Raw genomic sequence first — 17,763 nt, forward strand, 5'->3', positions numbered from 1 at the left:
TGACAAATGTCATCCCCAAACCCGGAGAAGCGGCACTGAGGATTCCCGCCGGGCGCTCCTAGCGTTGGGGCATGGACGCCATCGCCCTCACAGACGTGAGCAAGAGCTACGGCAACGTGCTCGCCGTCGACGGCCTGAACCTCGCCGTCGAGGCGGGCCGGACCGTCGCCCTGCTCGGCCCCAACGGGGCCGGCAAGTCAACCTCGATCAACATGATGCTCGGCCTGATCCGCCCGAGCGGGGGCCGTGTCGAGATCCTGGGAGGCTCCCCCGAGGCGGCCGTCGCCCGGGGCGAGATCGGGGCCATGCTGCAGAGCGGTGAGCTCATCGGTGAGCTCACGGTCAGGGAACTGGTCGACTTCGTCCGGCGGCTCTACCCGGAGCCGCTCGGTCTCGACGAGATCCTGCGGGTGGCCGACCTCACGGAACTGGCGCGGCGGCGCGCCGACAAGCTGTCCGGCGGGCAGGCGCAGCGGGTCAGGTTCGCCCTGGCCATCGCGGGCGCGCCCAAACTGCTGGTGCTGGACGAGCCCACCGCGGCCATGGACGTGGAGTCGCGGCTGCGGTTCTGGAAGAGCATGCGCGACTACGCCGCCGAGGGCCGGACGGTCCTGTTCGCCACCCACTACCTGGAGGAGGCCGACGAGAACTCCGACCGGGTCATCGTGATCACCCGGGGCCGGGTCGTGGCCGACGGCACCGCCGCCCAGATCAAGTCGGGGATCGGCGACCATGTCGTCCGCTTCACCCTGGGCGGGCAGCCGGTCGCGGGGCTGGACGGCCTGCCGGGCGTCTCCGCCGCGGAGATCTCCCAGGGCGTCGTCACGCTGCGCACCGCCGACCCCGACGCCACCGTGGCGGCCCTGTACCGGGGCACCTCGCTGGAGATCCGCGACCTCAGGATCATCGGCGCCGACCTCGAAGACGCCTTCCTCGCCCTCACCCGGGAGTCCTGATGCCGAACTACGTCAAAATCGAGGTCCTGAGGATGCTGCGCAACAAGCGCTACATCATCTTCGTGGTGGGCTTCCCCGTGGTGTTCTACCTGATCTTCTCCGGCATCTGGGGCGCCCAGACGGATTCCGGCGGGGTACGGGCCGCCGTCGTCCTCATGGTCTCCATGGCCGCGTACGGGGCGATCGCGGCCTGTCTGATGAGCACCGCCGTGCCGTGGGCGCAGGAGCGGCAGTCCGGCTGGCTCCGTCAACTCCAGGTCACCCCGCTGCCCGGCTGGGCGATCATCGTCACCAAGCTGATCGCCTCGCTGCTGCTGGTGCTGCCGTCCATGGTGCTGGTCTGCCTGGCCGCGGTCCTCACCCAGGGCGTCCGGCTGCCGGTGGGGGAGTGGCTCGCGCTGATCCCGGCCCTGTGGATCGGCGCCGTGCCGTTCGCCGCGCTCGGCCTGCTCCTCGGTTCGCTGCTGCCCGCGGACGCCGCGCAGTCGGCCGCGATGATCAGCACATTCGGGCTGGCGATCCTGGGCGGGCTGTGGTTCCCTGTGGAGATCATGCCCGAGGCCATGAAGAGCGTCGTGCACGCGATGCCCTCCTTCTCCTACGCCGACATCGGCCAGCACCTCGTCGCCGACGGCGCGGTGCCGACGTCCGCCGTGGTGATCGTCGTGGCCTGGGCCGCGCTGCTCGGCACCGCCGCGGTGTTCGCCTACCGCAGGGCACTCGCGCGCGCATGATGCGCGTCTCCGCGCTCACCTTCGGCGGGACGGGCGAGCGCCCGTCCCGCCTCCGGCGTCTGTCGGGGATCTCCATCGGCCTGGTCTACCTGTGCTTCCCGGTCCTGGAGATCGTCACCGGCGAGGTGGCCGGGGACAGGGCCGTCTGGGGAGGCGCCGGCCTGGCCGCCTTCGTCGCCCTCTACATCGCCGCGGTGCTGAGCCCGAGGAACTTCGGCGACCCGACCCGCCTGACGTACTGGCTGCTGGGGATGACCACGCTCCTGGGGGTCGGCCTGGCGGCGGCCTTCGGCGGCGGCTGGCTGACCCTGCCGATCTACCTGGCCGTGATCTACGGCATGGCGTTGCGTCCCCGGTTCTCGGTGGCCGGCGTCCTCGCGATGGGCCTCGCCGTCGCGCTGATCGGCCTGCTGAAGGAGCACGACCCCGGTACCACCCTGGTGCTCGTCTTCCAGGTCATCACGCTCGGCGTCCTGTTCATGGGGGTGCGCAACACCCGGATGCTGGTGGCGAGGCTCCGCCAGGCACAGGAGGAGGTGGCGCGGCTGGCCGCGAGCGAGGAGCGGCTGCGCATCGCCAGGGACCTGCACGACCTGCTCGGCCACAGCCTGTCACTGATCGTGCTGAAGAGCGAGCTGGCCGGGCGGCTGGCGGAGAGCGGCTCGGAACGGACCGTGGCGGAGATCCGCGACATCGAGTCGGTGGCCAGGCAGGCGCTGGTCGAGGTGCGCGACGCCGTCACCGGCTACCGCCAGCGTGGCCTCTCCGGCGAGCTGGACGGTGCCCGCGCCGCTCTGGAGGCCGCCGGGACGAGGCTGACGATCCGGCTCGCGGGCACCCCGCTGCCGGACGCGCTGGACGAACTGCTGGGCTGGGCGGTGCGGGAGGGCGTCACCAACGTCATCCGGCACGCGCGGGCGACCCGGTGCGAGATCGAGGTGACCATGGACGAGGAGGTCGCGGCCCTGAAGATCGTGGACGACGGGCGCGGCGCGGCCTCGTACGGGCCGGGCAGCGGGCTGACCGGGCTCACCGAGCGGGTGCGGGCGGCCGGCGGCACGGTGTCTGCCGGGCCGCGGCCGACCGGCTTCGCCCTCAGGGTCACGGTGCCGCATGCCGAGACCCTTCGCCCGCCGACGACGAGAGGGGTTCGATGATCCGGGTGCTGCTGGTGGAGGACCAGGCGATGGTGCGGGGCGCCCTGGCCTCGCTCCTCGGCCTGGAGCCCGACATCGAGGTGGTGGGAGAGGCCGCCGACGCCGGGGAGGCGCTCGCCGTGGCCCTGCGGACCCGGCCGGATGTCGCGCTGCTCGACGTCGAGATGCCCGGCGACGACGGCATCACCGCCGCCTCGCGGATCCGCGAGGCACTGCCCGGCTGCCGGATCATGATCCTGACCACCTTCGGCCGCCCCGGCTATCTGCGCAGGGCGATGGAGGTGGGCGCGATGGCCTTCCTGGTCAAGGACAGCCCGGCCAGGGAGCTGGCCGCCGCCGTCCGGCGGGTCCGCGGCGGCGAGCGCGTCATCGACCCGGGCCTGGCCGCCGCCGCGCTCAGTGCCGGCCCCAACCCGTTGTCGCCCCGCGAGCGTGACGTCCTGGTCGCCGCCTCGGGCGGTACCAGCATCGCCGACATCGCCGCGCGCCTGCACCTGTCGGAGGGTACGGTCCGCAACTACCTCTCCTCGGCCATCCGCAAGACGCACGCCCGCAACCGCATCGAGGCCGTCGAGCGCGCCCGCACCCAGGGCTGGCTCTGAGCCGGGTTCACGAGGAGAGCGCCGCGGCCTCCTCGGCCTCGATCTGCTCGTTCCACTCGCGCTTGGTGGAGCGCCAGGCCTCGTCGTCGCGGCCCAGGCGCCAGTAGCCCGAGATGGACAGCTGAGACAGCGGGATGCCGCGCTCGGCGCGCAGGTGGCGCCTGAGCTCGCGGACGAAGCCCGCCTCGCCGTGGACGAAGGCGTGCACGGCGTCGTCGGGGAAGTCCAGCTCGCGGACCGCTTGGACGAGCCGCTCACCGAACGGGCCACCCGTGCGGTGCAGCCAGACGATCTTCACGTCGCCCGGTGAGTCGAGTCGCTGCTCCTCCCCGGCGTCCTCGACCTCGATGAAGGCCCAGGCCCGCGCCCCGGCGGGGAGGCGTTCCAGGGAGGCGGCGATGGCCGGCAGCGCGCTCTCGTCCCCCGCGAACAGGTGCCAGCCGGCCTCCGGGTCGGGGGCGTAGGCCCCGCCCGGGCCGAAGAAACAGATCTCCTCACCCGGCTGGACCCGGTCGGCCCACGGCCCGGCGAGGCCGCTGTCGCCGTGGTGGACGAAGTCGATCGTCAGCTCGCCCGCGTCGGCGTCCCAGCGGCGGACGGTGTAGGTGCGGGTGGTGGGCCACTGCTCGCGGGGCAGGTCGCGGCGGATCGCCTCCAAGTCGAACGGCTGCGGGTAGCTCACCCCCGCCGGGGCGAACAGCAGCTTCACGTAGTGGTCCGTGTACTCGTCCGCGCGGAAACCGGCGAGCTCCGGGCCGCCGAGCACCACCCGGATCATGTGCGGGGTGAGCCGCTCGACCCGCTGGACCCGGCCGCTCGTCACCTTGCGTGCGGCTTTCTCGTCTGCCATATGCCACTCCGGGGGAGTCAAAGTTAGGTGAACCTAACTCGTACCATACGTCACCGAAGCGGAGTGAAGGAGGCCGCCACCCGGTCTGCCCGTTCCGGGGGCGGCGATGATCCTGTGGCCCGCCGTCGCGGAGCCGGTGGCCGCCGTTATGAATCTACATTGTAAAGGCGATGGTGCCGGTACGGAGACCCTCCGGCCTCGGGTGTCCGTGCCTCAGTGCCGCATGGATGCGACCTGGCGGATCAGGTCGGAGACCCGCACGATGCCCATGCAGCGGCCGACCTCGTCGGTGACCACCAGGTCGTCATAGACGCGCTCGGCGTCGCGGCCCGCGACCTGCATGGCCGCGATGGCGGTGGTCGTCCTGGGGACCGCGCGGGCGGGGTCGGCCAGCCGTCCGGCGGGCTTTTTGCCGTGCAGGGCGTGGCCGAACCGGCCGGAGATCGACAGCAGGAAGCGGCTGCGGTCGAGGCTGCCCTTGGGGCGCTGGTACTCGTCGACGAGGACCACGCTGGTGATGGACGGCTCACCGCCGAAGGCGTCGATCGCGGCTTCGGCGGTGGCCTCGTAGGGGAGGGTCACCGCGGGCAGCAGGAGCTCCTGGACGCGTGGACCGAGCGTGAAGCGGGACGGCTCCTGTTCGACGACCGGGAGTGGTACGTGCACCCGGCCGGACGGGCCGGGGGCCAGCAGCGGGCCCTGCGCGAGCCGGACCCCCCAGCCGCGGAGCGCGGAGAGCTGTGCCTCGTCGCGCACGCCGGGGGCCAGCACGTGCGCGCCGGCTTCCCGGGCGAGCCGGGCCAGACCCTCGCCGATGGCGGTGCGGCGCGGGTCGCGGGGCACCTGGGCGATCAGCTCCGGGGAGATCACCGCCAGGTACGGCGCCGCGTCGGCGAGAAGGTCCAGCGGGATGTGCCCGGCGCCCAGGTCGCCCACCGCGATGAGGTAGCCGATGGCGCGCAGGCCGTCCAGGCCGACGATCAGGGAGCGGCGCTCGAACTGGGCGAAGTCACCCCGCACGGTGAGGATCACCTCGCGGGGACGCCGCCCGGACGCGCGGAGGGCCTCGTGGAGCGGCGCGAGCGCGGCCGTGCCGCCGATCACCGCGGCCGTCGGCAGGGTCAGCACCAGCGGCAGCAGGGTCTCGCCGGCAGCGGCGTCGTGCACGGTCTGGATCGTGGTGGAGATGTTCCCCCGGCTCGCGCCTCCCGCCTGGAGCGCGATGACGCCTCCGGTATCGAGGTCGACGACAGGCGTGAGGCCCGCGGGGGCCGCTGTGGGGTCCTGCGGGTTGACGTGCGCTCTGGTCGTCACGTTCAAAAGGATGGGGGTTCCTTTGGCGCCATAGAAGCAACGTGCGGCGATGTTCACTGATATTTCGCTATTCGTTGGATTTGTCCAGCGTGATCGTGTGTTCCGCGAGGTCAGCCGGTAGTGTCGCGTTTCATGACGTCGCGACCGGCCAAGGGGGGAGGCCGCTGGGTCTCGGTGGCGCCCGACCGCCTGAACCGCTGGATCGACGGTTTCGTCGACAGGCACGGGCCGCCGCGGGTGACGGCCTCGGCCTCCGCCGTACGCCTCGACGGCGCGGACGGCGCGGTCGCCGAGTGCCAGGTGCCGTTTCCGCCGCTCGTCCAGGCCGGGGGCGGTCCGCTGGCGCGTCTGGTCACCCACGTGCGCACCGAGCGCAGGGTCGGGGTGCTGCTGGTGCGGCTGGGGGGACACGCGGCGGGGATCTTCCAGGGAGAGGAACTGCTCTCCTCCAAGGTCGGCTCGCGGCCGGTGCACGGGCGCAGCGCGGCGGGCGGCTGGTCACAGCGGCGCTTCGCCCGGCGCAGGGAGAAGCAGGTGGACCAGGCGCACGAGGCGGCGGCCGAGGTGGCGCTGCGCGTCCTGGGGCCGCGGGTGGACGAGCTGGAGGCGGTCGTGCTCGGTGGAGACCGGCGCGCGGTCGACGCATTGCGCTCGGACCGCAGGCTCGCCCCGGTCTTCGCGCTGGAGGCCGAGCCCTTCCTGACGGTTCCCGATCCGAGGCTGGTGGTCCTGCGGGACACCCCCGCCCAGTTCCGCGCGGTCCGCATCAGGGTGAGCGATCCCACCTAATCGAGGAGAGCCGGGCCCTTGCCGCGCCGTACACTGATCGGTATGCGCACTCCCGATTGACCGTCGTCCCGATGAAGGCGAGACGGCCGAGCCGAGAGCCGGGAGACACAGGGCGCGGCGGGTTCGGCCACAGTGAAGTGAGCCTGTGTATTTCCTGCTGGGAGTGTTCTCCAACCATGATCGTAGCTTCTGACATCGAACTGCGGGCCGGGGCCCGCCTGCTCATCGAGGGCGCGTCGTTCCGGGTGAACCCCGGCGACAAGATCGGGCTCGTCGGCCGCAACGGGGCCGGGAAGACCACGCTGACCCGGGTGCTCGCGGGAGAGGGGGCGGCGGCCTCGGGCACGGTCTCCATCAGCGGGGAGGTGGGTTACCTGCCGCAGGACCCGCGCACCGGTGACCTGCACGTGCTCGCCCGCGACCGTATCCTGTCGGCTCGCGGGCTCGACGAGGTGCTGCGTGAGCTGCGCGAGGCCGAGCTGGGCATGTCCTCGGCGGACGATCGCACCAGAGACCGCGCCGTGCGCGCCTACGGGCGCCTGGAGGACCGGCTGCACGTGCTGGGCGGGTACGCCGCCGAGTCGGAGGCCGCCTCCATCGCCTCCAGCCTGGGGCTGCCGGACCGGGTGCTCGGCCAGCCGCTGGAGACGCTCTCCGGCGGGCAGCGCAGGCGGGTGGAGCTGGCTCGAATTCTCTTCAGCGGGGCAGAGACTCTCCTTCTTGACGAGCCGACAAACCACCTAGATGCTGACTCAATCGGGTGGCTTCGTGATTTTTTACGATCTCACCAGGGCGGCTTGATCATTATTAGCCACGACGTGGGGCTTCTTGAAGCGACGGTAAACCGCGTCCTGCACCTCGACGCCAACCGTGCGGTGATCGACACCTACAACGTCGGCTGGAAGGCCTATCTGGCCCAGCGGGAGACCGACGAGAAGCGCAGGAGGCGCGAGCGCGCCAACGCCGAGAAGCAGGCCTCCGCCCTGATGTCGCAGGCCGACAAGATGCGTGCCAAGGCCACCAAGGCCAAGGCCGCGCAGGACATGCAGCGCCGTGCCGAGCGCCTGCTCTCCGGCCTGGAGGTGGAGCGGCGCGGCGACAAGGTCGCCAAGCTGCGCTTCCCCCAGCCGGCTCCGTGCGGGCGTACCCCGATCATGGCGGAGGGGCTGTCGAAGTCGTACGGCTCCCTGGAGGTCTTCACGGACGTCGACGCCGCCGTGGACAGGGGCAGCAGGGTCGTGATCCTGGGCCTGAACGGCGCGGGGAAGACCACCCTGCTGCGCATTCTGGGGGGCGTCGAGGAGCCCGACACCGGGGCGGTCAAGGCCGGCCACGGGCTCAAGCTGGGCTACTACGCGCAGGAGCACGAGACGATCGACCCCGGCCGTAGCGTGCTGGAGAACATGCGCTCGGCCGGGGGAGAGCTCCCCGACGTGGAGTTGCGCAAGGTTCTGGGCTCGTTCCTGTTCACCGGCGACGACGTGGACAAGCCCGCGGGGGTGCTGTCGGGCGGGGAGAAGACGCGGCTGGCGCTGGCCACGCTGGTGCTGTCGGCGGCCAATGTCCTCCTCCTCGACGAGCCCACGAACAACCTCGATCCGGCCAGCCGGGAACAGGTTCTTTCGGCGCTAAAGTCCTATTCTGGGGCGATTGTGCTCGTCACGCATGATGAGGGTGCTGTAGAGGCTCTACGACCCGATAGGGTGATCTTGCTACCTGACGGAGTTGAAGACGCATGGAGCGACGAATTTTCCGATCTTGTGGCACTTGCCTGATCTTAATTTGAGCGGGTACGGATCTTTTCCCGTGGAGTAGGTAGCCGATCTCGCTGAAATGACTGATCATGGCGTGTGTAACGCTGCGGAAGTCTGGCACTACAGGAGGTACTCGTGGCCGAGACTCTCAAGAAGGGCACCCGGGTTACCGGGGCCGACCGTGAAAAACTGGCCTCCGATCTCAAGAAGCGCTACAGCGCGGGTGAAAGCATCCGCGCTCTGGCCGCTTCGACCGGCAGGTCATACGGGTTCATCCACCGCATCCTGAGCGAGTCCGGTGTGACTCTGCGCGGGCGCGGTGGCGCCACCCGAGGCAAGTCCAAGCGCTGACTCCGCCTCGGAACGCGCGACCGCAGCCGCTCGTCCCCCACACGCCGAAGCCGTTCCCGCCCGAGCCTATAGAACCTCATTCTGGAGAGTCGATAGGCTCGGGCGAGGCGGAAACGGAAGGTGGGAGAACGGGCGATGGTGGAAGTGGCGTTCGGGGGGAGTGCGGAGGAGATCTCTCTGAAGGAGGTCGGTCTGCGCTACGAGGTGGACGGCGAGATCGCGACGATCACGCTGGACCGTCCGGAGAAGCGGAACGCTCAGACGTTCGCTACCTGGTCGGCTCTGGCTCATATCGGTGACAACCTGCCGCAGCAGGTGAGGGTCGTCGTGATCAGAGGTGAGGGGCCGTCCTTCTCGGCGGGGATCGATCTGAGGATGTTCACCCCGGAGGGGGTGCCAGGGCAGGGGGCGTTCACGTCCCTGGCGACACTCGACGAGACGGCTTTCGTCGACCGGGTGGCGGCGGCCCAGCGGGGTTTTCTCTGGCTGAGACGTCCCGACATCGTCTCCGTGGCGGCCGTGCAGGGCCACGCGGTCGGTGCGGGGTTCCAGCTGGCGCTCGCCTGCGACCTGCGGGTCCTGGCGGACGACGCCGAACTGTGCATGAAGGAGCCGGCTCTCGGGCTGGTTCCCGACCTGACCGGCACCAAGCCACTGGTCGATCTGGTGGGCCTGTCCCGGGCCATCGAGATCTGCCTGACCGCCCGCGTCGTGGGGGCGCAGGAGGCGGCCAGGATCGGCCTGGCCGAACTGGTCGTCGCACCGGGGGAGTTGACGGAGGCCGTGCGCGACCTGACCGCCGCGCTGCTGGCGACCAACCGCGACGCCGCGACGGCGACCAAGCGGCTGCTTCAGGGTGCTTCGGGGCGCACGCTGGAGGAGCAGGCCGCGGCCGAGGCGCGCGAACAGGAGGCGCGTATCAAGGCGGTTTTCGGGTAGGTCATCGAGTTTTCAAACGGTCCGTCATGTTCGGCGAGGAGACCGCCGGGCAGGTGAATCGCCTCCCCGCCACGGCTCCCGGCTGCGAAACGGCCGGGGCCCGTCTCGGCAGGGGAGGCGAGAAGCCGCCCTTCTCCCGGACGAGCCACCGGTGTTCGCCTCAAGCTGACGGGGGAATGAGCGAGCCTCTCCCGGTGCTCGCATCGGGAGAGGAGGCCAGATGGCGATGATGGGTGGGGGCTTCGGCCCCCAGATGATGCGTTCGCTCCGGCGGGACAGCTCGGTGACCAAGGAGCGTCTGACGCCGGGCACGGTCCGGCGCATCGCCCGCTACGCCAGGCCCTTCTCGCGGCATATCGCCGCCTTCCTCGCGCTGGTCGTGGTCGGCTCGGTCATCGTGATCGCCAACCCGCTGCTGATGAAGGCGATCATCGACGACGGCATCGTCGCCAGGCGCCAGGGGGTGGTGATCGCCCTCGCGCTGGTCATCGCGGGCCTGGCGGTCGCGGACGCGGTGCTCACCCTGGCCCAGCGCTGGTTCTCCGCGCGGATCGGCGAGGGTCTCATCTACAACCTGCGCACCGAGGTCTTCGACCACGTCCAGCGCATGCCCGTGGCCTTCTTCACCCGCACCCAGACCGGCGCCCTGGTCTCCCGGCTCAACACCGACGTCATCGGAGCCCAGCGTGCCCTGACCAGCACGCTGTCGTCGGTCGTGGCCAACGTGGTCATGCTGGTGCTGGTTCTCGGCGCCATGCTGGTGCTCTCGTGGCAGATCACCCTCGTCGCCCTCGTGCTGCTGCCGATCTTCGTCCTCCCCGCCAAGTGGGTCGGCAGGAAGATGTCCGGGCTCACCCGTGAGCAGATGGAGCTCGACGCCGAGATGAGCTCCATGATGACCGAGCGGTTCAACGTCGCCGGCGCGATGGTCGCCAAGCTGTACGGCCGCCCGGCCGACGAGGCGGCCACCTTCGGCGGCAAGGCGGGGCGGGTGCGCGACGTCGGCGTCACCGTGGGCATGTACGGGACGGTCTTCCGGGTCGCGCTCGGCCTGGTGGCGGCGCTGGCCACCGCCCTGGTGTACGGCCTGGGGGGCCTGCTGGCCGTCTCCGGCGTCTTCGAGCTCGGCACCCTGGTGGCCCTCGCCGCCCTCCTGATGCGCCTGTACGGCCCGCTGACGAGCCTGTCGAACGTGCACGTGGACGTGATGACCGCGCTGGTCAGCTTCGACAGGGTCTTCGAGGTGCTCGACCTGCGGCCCATGGTCGCCGAGCGGCCCGACGCCAGGCCCCTTCCCGAGGGGCCGGTCTCCGTGGAGTTCGACGACGTCCGGTTCAGGTACCCCACGGCCTCGGAGGTGTCGCTGGCCTCGCTGGAGGCGGTGGCCCGCCCCGACACCGGGCCGGGCCACGAGGTGCTGCGCGGCGTCACCTTCACCGCCCGCCCCGGCCAGATGGTCGCCCTGGTCGGCCCCTCGGGAGCGGGGAAGACCACCATCACGGGCCTGGTCTCGCGCCTCTACGACGTCAGCGAGGGCGCGGTACGGATCAACGGCCTGGACGTGCGCGACGCCACCCTGGCCTCGCTGCGCGACAGCGTGGGGGTCGTCATGCAGGACGCCCACCTGTTCCACGACACCATCGGGGCCAACCTCCGCTACGCCAGGCCCGAGGCGAGTGAGGAGGAGATCTGGGAGGCGCTGCGGGCCGCCCAGATCGCCGAGTTGGTGCTGGACCTGCCCGAGGGGCTGGAGACCGTGGTGGGCGACCGGGGGCACCGGCTGTCCGGTGGCGAGAAGCAGCGGCTGGCCCTGGCGAGGTTGCTGCTCAAGGCGCCCCGGGTGGTCGTCCTCGACGAGGCCACCGCGCATCTGGACTCCGAGTCCGAGGCCGCCGTCCAGCAGGCGCTGAAGGTCGCGCTGGCCGGGCGCACCTCGCTGGTCATCGCCCACCGGCTGTCCACGATCCGCGAGGCCGACCAGATCCTGGTGGTCCAGGACGGCCGCATCGTCGAGCGGGGCCGGCACGAGGAACTGCTGAGCAGGGGGGCGGTCTACGCCGAGCTCTACCGGACTCAGTTCAGTCAGGCGTCCTGACCGCGTCCGCGGTGCCGGCGGCGCGCCTTCGAGTGGCTCTTCCAGCGCGGATGGTGTAGATCATGGGGGCGTGGAAGACCGGCTTAGACGTGATGACCTGACCGACGACGAGTGGACACGGCTGGCGCCGTTACTGCCCGATCACGCCAGGCAGGGGAACCGGTGGGCCGATCACCGCACGATCATCGACGGAGTGTTCTTCCGGACCAGGACCGGCTGCCCCTGGCGGAAGCTGCCCGAGGCCTACGGCAAGTGGAAGACGGTCTACAACCGGCATCGCCGCTGGTGCCGGGACGGCACCTGGGAGGCGATCCTGGACGCGCTGCCGAGCGCTCCCGCCCGGCGGCCGGCCCCGCCCGGGGACATCCGTCCAGGTGCGATGTTCGTGGTCGCCAACTGGTGACCGGTTGACGGAGGGGAACGCGGGCCGGCGTCAGGATGAGGGGACGTAGCCCAGGCGGGTGAGCTCCTCGCGGGCGACCTTGGCCACCAGTTCGGCGTCCTGGCCGCGCAGGCGGGTGCGCCAGACGCCGACCTTCGGCATGTTCCGGCCCAGCAGGGCGATCTTGGGGACCCGCGTCTCCAGAAAGCGGGAGAGCTCGCCCATGGCCTCGGCCGGGGAGGAGACCAGGTCCTCGTAGCGCAGGGTCAGCAACTGCTCGCGGGGCAGCTCCTGGTGGAGCGAGGCCGCGAGCCGGACCGCGCTGCGCCAGCGCAGCGCGCACTTTCCCGCCGTGGGCATCGCCTTCCAGCGTTCGCGGTGCTCGCCGGAGCTGACGCCGAGGAAGGGGTTGGGGAACTCCGTCTCGTCGCTCAGCATGGCCGGCTTGAACCAGGTCAGGGAGGCGGGGTCGGCCAGCATGTCGGCGGCCACGTCCCGGCCGTCCCTGATCAACTGGACGAAACGGGCGTCCGGAAAGGCCTGCAACAGCACCGAGGCGCTGTAGAGCAGGTCGGGGCTGGCGTCGCCGAAGCGGGCCACCGAACCCGAGGCCACGCAGGGGCCCGCTCCGGTCACGCCGCCCGCTTCCCGGCACGGGGCCGGGCACTCCTCGCAGGCGCCGGGGACGATCTGCCAGGACTCGGCCATGGCGTCGCGGAGCACGCGGGTCGCGCCCATGCCCCGCCCCGCGATCGAGGGGCGCCGGGCGAAGGCGTAGACGACGTGTGCCACCGCCGCACGTCCCATGGTGACGTGGAACCCGGGGGAGCGTTTCAGGGCACGGGCCAGCAGGTCCGCGCCAGAGTGCGGGGCGGCGAGCACGAACACCGGGTGGCGGACCTTGATGCCGTTGACCACCAGGATGTGAGGCGGAGGTCGCATATGAAAGCCCAGTGTGGCACCGTTTGGGGAGTGAACGAACCGGCCGGCATACCGGTCCCGCCCTCGCCATGCCCGGGTGACACCGTGACGGTGGTCGCCCCGTCGGGACCTCCAGATTTCGGAAGGCTGGCGCGTGGCGTCCGCGTCCTGGAGGGGCTCGGCCTGAAGGTCGTCATCGGGGCCCACGTCCTCGACAGGGACCGCTACCTGGCGGGCTCCGACGCCGATCGCGCCCGCGACCTGCAGGACGCCTGGTGCGACCCCGCGGTGAGCGCGGTGTTCTGCGCCCGCGGCGGCTACGGTGCCACCCGGCTCCTCGGCCTGCTGGACTGGGAGGCGATGCGGGCCGCCGATCCCAAGGCGCTCGTCGGCTCCAGCGACGTCACCGCGCTGCACAGCGCGTTCGCCGTGGAGCTGGGCGTCGCCTCCTGGTTCGGGCCGATGCCGGCCTGTTCCACGATCAGCGACCCGGAAGGGCCCGAGCCGCGCACCTTCGAGAACTTCACGGCCGCCCTCGCCGGGACGCCGCCGCCGATCACCGGTGACCGGGTGATCGTTCCCGGTGCGGTCACGGCACCGGTCACCGGCGGTAACCTCAGCCTGCTGGCCGCACTCTGCGGCACGCCGTACGCGCTGTCGGCCCGGGGGCGGATCGTCCTGCTCGAGGACGTCGACGAGGCGCCGTACCGGATCGACAGGATGCTCACCCAGCTGCTGCAGGCGGGGGCGCTCGACGGAGCGGCCGGGTTCGTCCTGGGCTCCTGGGTCGACTGCGGTGACCCCTACCCGGTGCTGGAGGAGTTGCTCGCGCCGCTCGGGGTACCCGTCATCGCGGGGCTGCCGGTAGGGCATGGAGCGCCACAATTTTCAGTATTGCTTGGGGCACTTGGTGCTATTGATGCAAAATCGTGCTCTCTGACCTACTCAACAGGGGGCGTCGACAAGGCACTCTAGGTGCGAACCTAGGAGGAAACCGGCAGAGGGGGCGCACGCGTGAGACTGTTCCGGCGGCACCGTGACCGGCGAACCGAGGCGCTACCGCGCCCGATCGAAGAGGTCGATCTCGACTCCTTGCTCGCCCTGGTCGCGGACAGTCTCGGTTACGCCTGCGCCTTCGACCCCGGCGGTGCCGTCCTGACGCTCACCGGCCCGCGCCGGGTCGTGGTGCGACTGGCGGGGCTGCGCGCCGAGGCGCTGAGGCGCTCCCGCGAGGACTGGCCGGTGCTCGTCTCCGAGCACCTGGCCCACGTCCTGGCCACGGCGGACGAGCCGCTCGACGCCTGTGACCTGGAGCAGGTGCGCCCGATGCTGCGGACCCGCATCCAGCTCGACGACGACCTCGACTCGGCCCGCGTGGTCGGCCGTCACCTCACCGCCGACCTGGTCGAGGTGCTCACCATCGGCTACGGCCCCGCCGGTCGCCCGGTCCGCCCCGAGGAGGTCGGCTGCTGGCCGATCACCGCCGCCCAGGCGCTCGATGTGGCCCTGGAGAACGCCCGCCGGGACGAGCGGCTCTCGGTCACGGAGGGCGACCTCGGTGGCGTGGCGGTCCGCAGGCTGACCGGACCCACCGCCGGCGCCGCCGCCCACCTGCGCAGGCTGGGCGACTACCTGCCCGTCCCCTCCGACGGGGTCCTCGTCGCGCTGCCCGACCCGGCGACGCTGATCGTCCATCCGGTCGAGGGCATCGGCGTGGTCCGCGCGATCGAGCGGCTCCGGCTGTTCGCCCAGCGGGAGTTCGATCTGCGTGCCGAGGCGCTCAGCCCGCAGGTCTACTGGTGGCACGGTGGCCGCCTCTCCCTGATCAGGGCCGACCTGGTCAGCCAGGACGGACAGACCCGGCTGGTGGTCGCGCCCCCGCCGGACTTCGCGCGCGTCCTGGCGGCGATGGCCGCCCGCCCGGAGAGCCACTCCGACGGCGAGTCCGGCGCCGGCTGATCCGCCGGCCACCCGAAGCCGAGGTGGCGTGAGCACACCTCGGCACCGGGAGCCCCCCACCTTCTTCCGGTACGGGGACGATGTCGACCGCCGACCGTTCGCCATGGCGACCGCGGACGCGAGAGGATGTGTCCCGCCCCTCCACGCCCACCTCGGTGGCCGCCGCTCCCCTTCCCGGATCGGCCGGCGCCCCCGCCCGCGCCCTGGCCGTGGTCGCGAGATGGGGCATGATGAGGTCTGGATCTACGAGGGGTGGGACATGGCGCAGTGGTGCCTCGGTGTCGATCTGGGGACGAGTTTCTCCGCCGGGGTGATAGCGGCCGAAGGGCGCTTCGACGTCCTGGAGGTCGAGGGAGAGCGGCGCATCCCCTCCGCCGTCATGCTGGACGAGCGGGGGACGCTCGTGGCGGGCAGGATCGCCCAGCGGGGCATCGCGATCAGCCCCGAGCGGGTCGAGCGTAATCCCAAGCGCTACGTCGGCCGGGGCCGGATGCTGCTCGGCGGTGTCCCGGTGGACGTGGCCGACACCATGGCGGCGCTGCTGGAGCTGTTCGTCAGCGAGGGACGGCGGCGCTTCGACGGCGCCGATCCCGACTGCATCGCGCTGACCCACCCGGTGGCCTGGGACGCCGACCGTAAGGCGGTGCTGCTGGCGGCGGCCAGGAAGGTCGTCAGCGGCGTGCGGATCGTGCTCATCGACGAGCCCGTCGCCTCGGCCCGCTACTTCGCCTCCGCCGGGCGGGCGGACGGCGGGTCGCGGCTGGCCGTCTACGACCTCGGCGGCGGTACGTTCGACGCCGCGGTGCTCACCGTGGACGGCGGTGACTTCGCGGTCGTCGGCGAGCCGGGCGGCAGCGACGAGATCGGCGGCGAGGGGTTCGACGAACAGGTCTTCGCGTTCCTCGGAGCCCAGATCGAGGGGCTCGACGCCGACTGGTGGCAGCAGGTGACCACCAACCCCGAGCGCCGCTACGTCAGCTACGCCGCGGACCTGCTCAAGATGGCCAGGGAGGCCAAGGAGACGCTGTCGAAGTTCGACACCTCCTCGCACTACGTGGTCGGCATCAACGAGGACGTGCACATCACCAGGGCCGACCTGGAGGATCTCATCGGCGAGGAGATCGTCAGGACGGTCGACATCCTGGACGAGACGATCCGCGGCGCGGGGGTCGAGCCCGGCGAACTGGCCGCGGTGTTCATGACCGGCGGCCCCAGCCGGATGCCGCTGGTCCAGAAGGCGGTACGCGAGCGCTTCGGCGACCGGGTGCGGACCTACGACGACCCGAAGATCGTGGTCGCCTACGGCGCCGCGCAGCTGGCCTGGAAGCTCAAGGTCGAGCACCACGAGCCCGGTGCGGGCCGCACCCCCACCGGCGGCCACCGGGTGCCCGCCGGTGCGGCGGGTGTTTCCGGCACGGGACAGGCCCCCAGTGCTCCCGGCGCTCCCGGCGTCGCCGGCACGGGGCAGCGGGCCTTCACCGGCCCGGTGGCGAATCCTCCGGGCCCGGTGGCGGCCGGACCGGCGGTGGGCCACCACACGCCCAGTGTGCCCGGTGCGCCGGTGGCAGTTCCGACCGGTGGACACCGGTCCTTCAGCGGTCCCGAGGGCGGTGCCACCGGCGGCCACCGGGTGCTCACCGGTCCCGGCGACGGTGCCACCGGAGGGCACCGGGAGCTCGGCGGCCGGCCCGCGGGCCGAGGGGGCGCGGCGGGCGGGGACGGGCCCAGCGTCCAGGGGATCGAGAAGGTGATGGACGGCGTGCTGGAGGCGCGCATCGAGGCGGGCCAGGTCTTCGTCCACCAGGCCTTCGAGCAGGGCCACCTGCTGCGCAGACTCGACGGGATCGAGGGCCGGTACGACCGGGAGCTCGGCTTCGGCAGGCTCGTGGAGTGGGCCGCCTCCAGCGAGGGCGTCGTGGCGGTGGAGCAGGTCGGGCCCGCGCAGGTGCTGGTCCGCGCCCTCACCCGCGACCTCGCCATCCGCGCCACCCACCCGCTGCAGATGTGGGGCAACCCCACCGTGATCGCCCACGGCCGTACGGCGTGGGTCTTCTTCCACTCCCGCCAGGTCGTCGGTGTCGACACCTCGATGGGCCTGCCCTGGGGGGAGACCGGCCAGCTGGCCATGATCGAGCTCGACCTGGGCGGCGGCTTCGCCTTCCAGGCCCCCCAGCCACGCGAGCTGGGCCCCTACGCCCAGTGGTTCCTGAACGAGGACAACAGGCTGCGCCGGCTGCTCGACCAGGAGGCGCCCAGCGGCACCGAGCCGTCCTCCTCGGTGGGCGCGCCGGGCTGCACCGTGGTGCTCGGGCAGTTCAGCAGCAACAAGCCGATGTTCCAGAACCGGCACCAGGACTTTCGGCCATGGCAGGTGCTGTGCCTGGTCGACCCCGGCGGCGTGGTGCGCCCGACGGTGCGCGAGCCGGGGCGCGGCTGGCTGCACCAGGTGGTCCTGCACCGGGGCAGGTGGTTCACCTCCGGCTCGGCGGGGCTGGAGGCCGACACCGCGGACGGCAGGACCAGGCTGGTCATGCCGCGTCCCCGGGGCGGCGCGCTGCGCTGGTTCTCCGCGGGCAACGAGATCTACGCGGTCGGCACCGACCAGGTGAGCCCCGTCAGGGGCTGGTCGGTCGGGATCTTCGACCAGCGTTCCCAGACGCTGGAGTTCCTGATGGGCAAGCAGTCGGCGACCCTGGCCGGCCACCTCACCTCCCGCCACCGCTGGGAGCGGCCGAGGCTGGTCGCCGACGGTGACTCGATGTGGATGACCATGCAGGACGCGGGCCGCAGCAGGCTGCTGCACATCACCCCGGGCGGAGCGCGGGAGGTGCATCGCACGCCGGGGATGTTCGAGCCGGTCGTCCGGGTCGCCACGGGCCTGCTCTGCCTGCACCGCCCCGACGACGCCACCGGCGCCACCCGCGACCGGCCCGCGACCCTGGTACACCTGCCGCTCTGAC

The 17,763-nt window shown here is 71.6% G+C and carries 16 protein-coding genes; 13 read left to right on the forward strand and 3 right to left on the reverse strand.

The features are described from left to right. Positions 1–71 precede the first annotated feature (71 nt). From ABZU75_RS13535 to ABZU75_RS13550, 4 genes are read left to right on the forward strand one after another with little or no spacing between them, the layout of a single operon-like run. On the forward strand, positions 72–956 hold the full coding sequence (locus ABZU75_RS13535; protein ID WP_355553322.1) for an ABC transporter ATP-binding protein: 885 nt from the start codon (positions 72–74) through the stop codon (positions 954–956). Then, on the forward strand, positions 956–1,690 hold the full coding sequence (locus ABZU75_RS13540; protein WP_350954461.1) for an ABC transporter permease: 735 nt from the start codon (positions 956–958) through the stop codon (positions 1,688–1,690). Before ABZU75_RS13535 ends, ABZU75_RS13540 begins: the two co-directional genes overlap by 1 nt. Beyond that, entirely contained in the window at positions 1,687–2,847 is a 1,161-nt protein-coding gene (locus ABZU75_RS13545; protein WP_355553327.1) for a sensor histidine kinase, read from the forward strand. Before ABZU75_RS13540 ends, ABZU75_RS13545 begins: the two co-directional genes overlap by 4 nt. Further along, positions 2,844–3,449, forward strand: a complete 606-nt coding sequence (locus ABZU75_RS13550; protein ID WP_350919024.1) for a response regulator transcription factor — start codon at positions 2,844–2,846, stop codon at positions 3,447–3,449. Before ABZU75_RS13545 ends, ABZU75_RS13550 begins: the two co-directional genes overlap by 4 nt. A 7-nt stretch (positions 3,450–3,456) precedes the next feature. On the opposite strand, the gene ABZU75_RS13555 is transcribed toward ABZU75_RS13550, so the two are convergent. Both ABZU75_RS13555 and ABZU75_RS13560 read right to left on the reverse strand, forming a co-directional pair. After that, entirely contained in the window at positions 3,457–4,299 is an 843-nt protein-coding gene (locus ABZU75_RS13555; RefSeq protein WP_355553331.1) for a siderophore-interacting protein, read from the reverse strand. 213 nt (positions 4,300–4,512) lie between these two features. Continuing rightward, entirely contained in the window at positions 4,513–5,613 is a 1,101-nt protein-coding gene (locus tag ABZU75_RS13560; RefSeq protein WP_355553334.1) for an EAL domain-containing protein, read from the reverse strand. A 132-nt stretch (positions 5,614–5,745) separates the two neighbouring features. Here ABZU75_RS13560 and ABZU75_RS13565 point away from each other — a divergent pair, with 132 nt between their 5' ends. The 6 genes from ABZU75_RS13565 (at position 5,746) to ABZU75_RS13590 (ending at position 11,944) form a co-directional block, all read left to right on the forward strand. Next, entirely contained in the window at positions 5,746–6,402 is a 657-nt protein-coding gene (locus ABZU75_RS13565) for an acVLRF1 family peptidyl-tRNA hydrolase (protein WP_350919033.1), read from the forward strand. A gap of 176 nt (positions 6,403–6,578) precedes the next feature. After that, positions 6,579–8,177: an ABC-F family ATP-binding cassette domain-containing protein gene (locus ABZU75_RS13570; protein WP_343972296.1), complete on the forward strand. Its 1,599-nt coding sequence runs from the start codon at positions 6,579–6,581 to the stop codon at positions 8,175–8,177. A gap of 114 nt (positions 8,178–8,291) precedes the next feature. After that, positions 8,292–8,507 carry a helix-turn-helix domain-containing protein gene (locus ABZU75_RS13575; RefSeq protein ID WP_030904785.1) on the forward strand — a complete coding sequence of 72 codons (216 nt, stop codon included), beginning with the start codon at positions 8,292–8,294 and terminating at the stop codon, positions 8,505–8,507. Positions 8,508–8,642: 135 nt separating this feature from the next. Beyond that, positions 8,643–9,446: an enoyl-CoA hydratase/isomerase family protein gene (locus ABZU75_RS13580; RefSeq protein WP_355553341.1), complete on the forward strand. Its 804-nt coding sequence runs from the start codon at positions 8,643–8,645 to the stop codon at positions 9,444–9,446. A 220-nt stretch (positions 9,447–9,666) separates the two neighbouring features. Next, positions 9,667–11,541 (forward strand): ABC transporter ATP-binding protein, encoded by a 1,875-nt coding sequence (locus ABZU75_RS13585; protein WP_355553344.1) that lies wholly within the window; start codon positions 9,667–9,669, stop codon positions 11,539–11,541. Positions 11,542–11,611: 70 nt separating this feature from the next. Beyond that, positions 11,612–11,944, forward strand: coding sequence for a transposase (locus ABZU75_RS13590; RefSeq protein ID WP_355553347.1), 333 nt, complete (start codon positions 11,612–11,614; stop codon positions 11,942–11,944). A gap of 30 nt (positions 11,945–11,974) precedes the next feature. Here ABZU75_RS13590 and ABZU75_RS13595 read toward each other — a convergent pair whose 3' ends face one another. Beyond that, entirely contained in the window at positions 11,975–12,865 is an 891-nt protein-coding gene (locus ABZU75_RS13595; protein WP_355553350.1) for a sulfotransferase, read from the reverse strand. 84 nt (positions 12,866–12,949) lie between these two features. Between ABZU75_RS13595 and ABZU75_RS13600 the strand changes: the two genes are divergently transcribed. The 3 genes from ABZU75_RS13600 (at position 12,950) to ABZU75_RS13610 (ending at position 17,762) form a co-directional block, all read left to right on the forward strand. Further along, complete coding sequence (locus ABZU75_RS13600) at positions 12,950–13,819, forward strand: LD-carboxypeptidase (protein WP_355553353.1); 870 nt, start codon at positions 12,950–12,952, stop codon at positions 13,817–13,819. A gap of 39 nt (positions 13,820–13,858) precedes the next feature. After that, the gene (locus tag ABZU75_RS13605) at positions 13,859–14,803 is read left to right on the forward strand and encodes a hypothetical protein (RefSeq protein ID WP_355553356.1); all 945 of its coding nucleotides are present in this window, start codon (positions 13,859–13,861) and stop codon (positions 14,801–14,803) included. A 220-nt stretch (positions 14,804–15,023) separates the two neighbouring features. After that, a complete protein-coding gene (locus ABZU75_RS13610) occupies positions 15,024–17,762 on the forward strand; it encodes an Hsp70 family protein (protein WP_355553359.1) in 2,739 nt (912 codons plus the stop codon). Position 17,763: the final 1 nt, after the last annotated feature.

It is taken from the genome of Streptosporangium sp. NPDC005286, assembly GCF_040607515.1.
Classification (GTDB): domain Bacteria; phylum Actinomycetota; class Actinomycetes; order Streptosporangiales; family Streptosporangiaceae; genus Streptosporangium.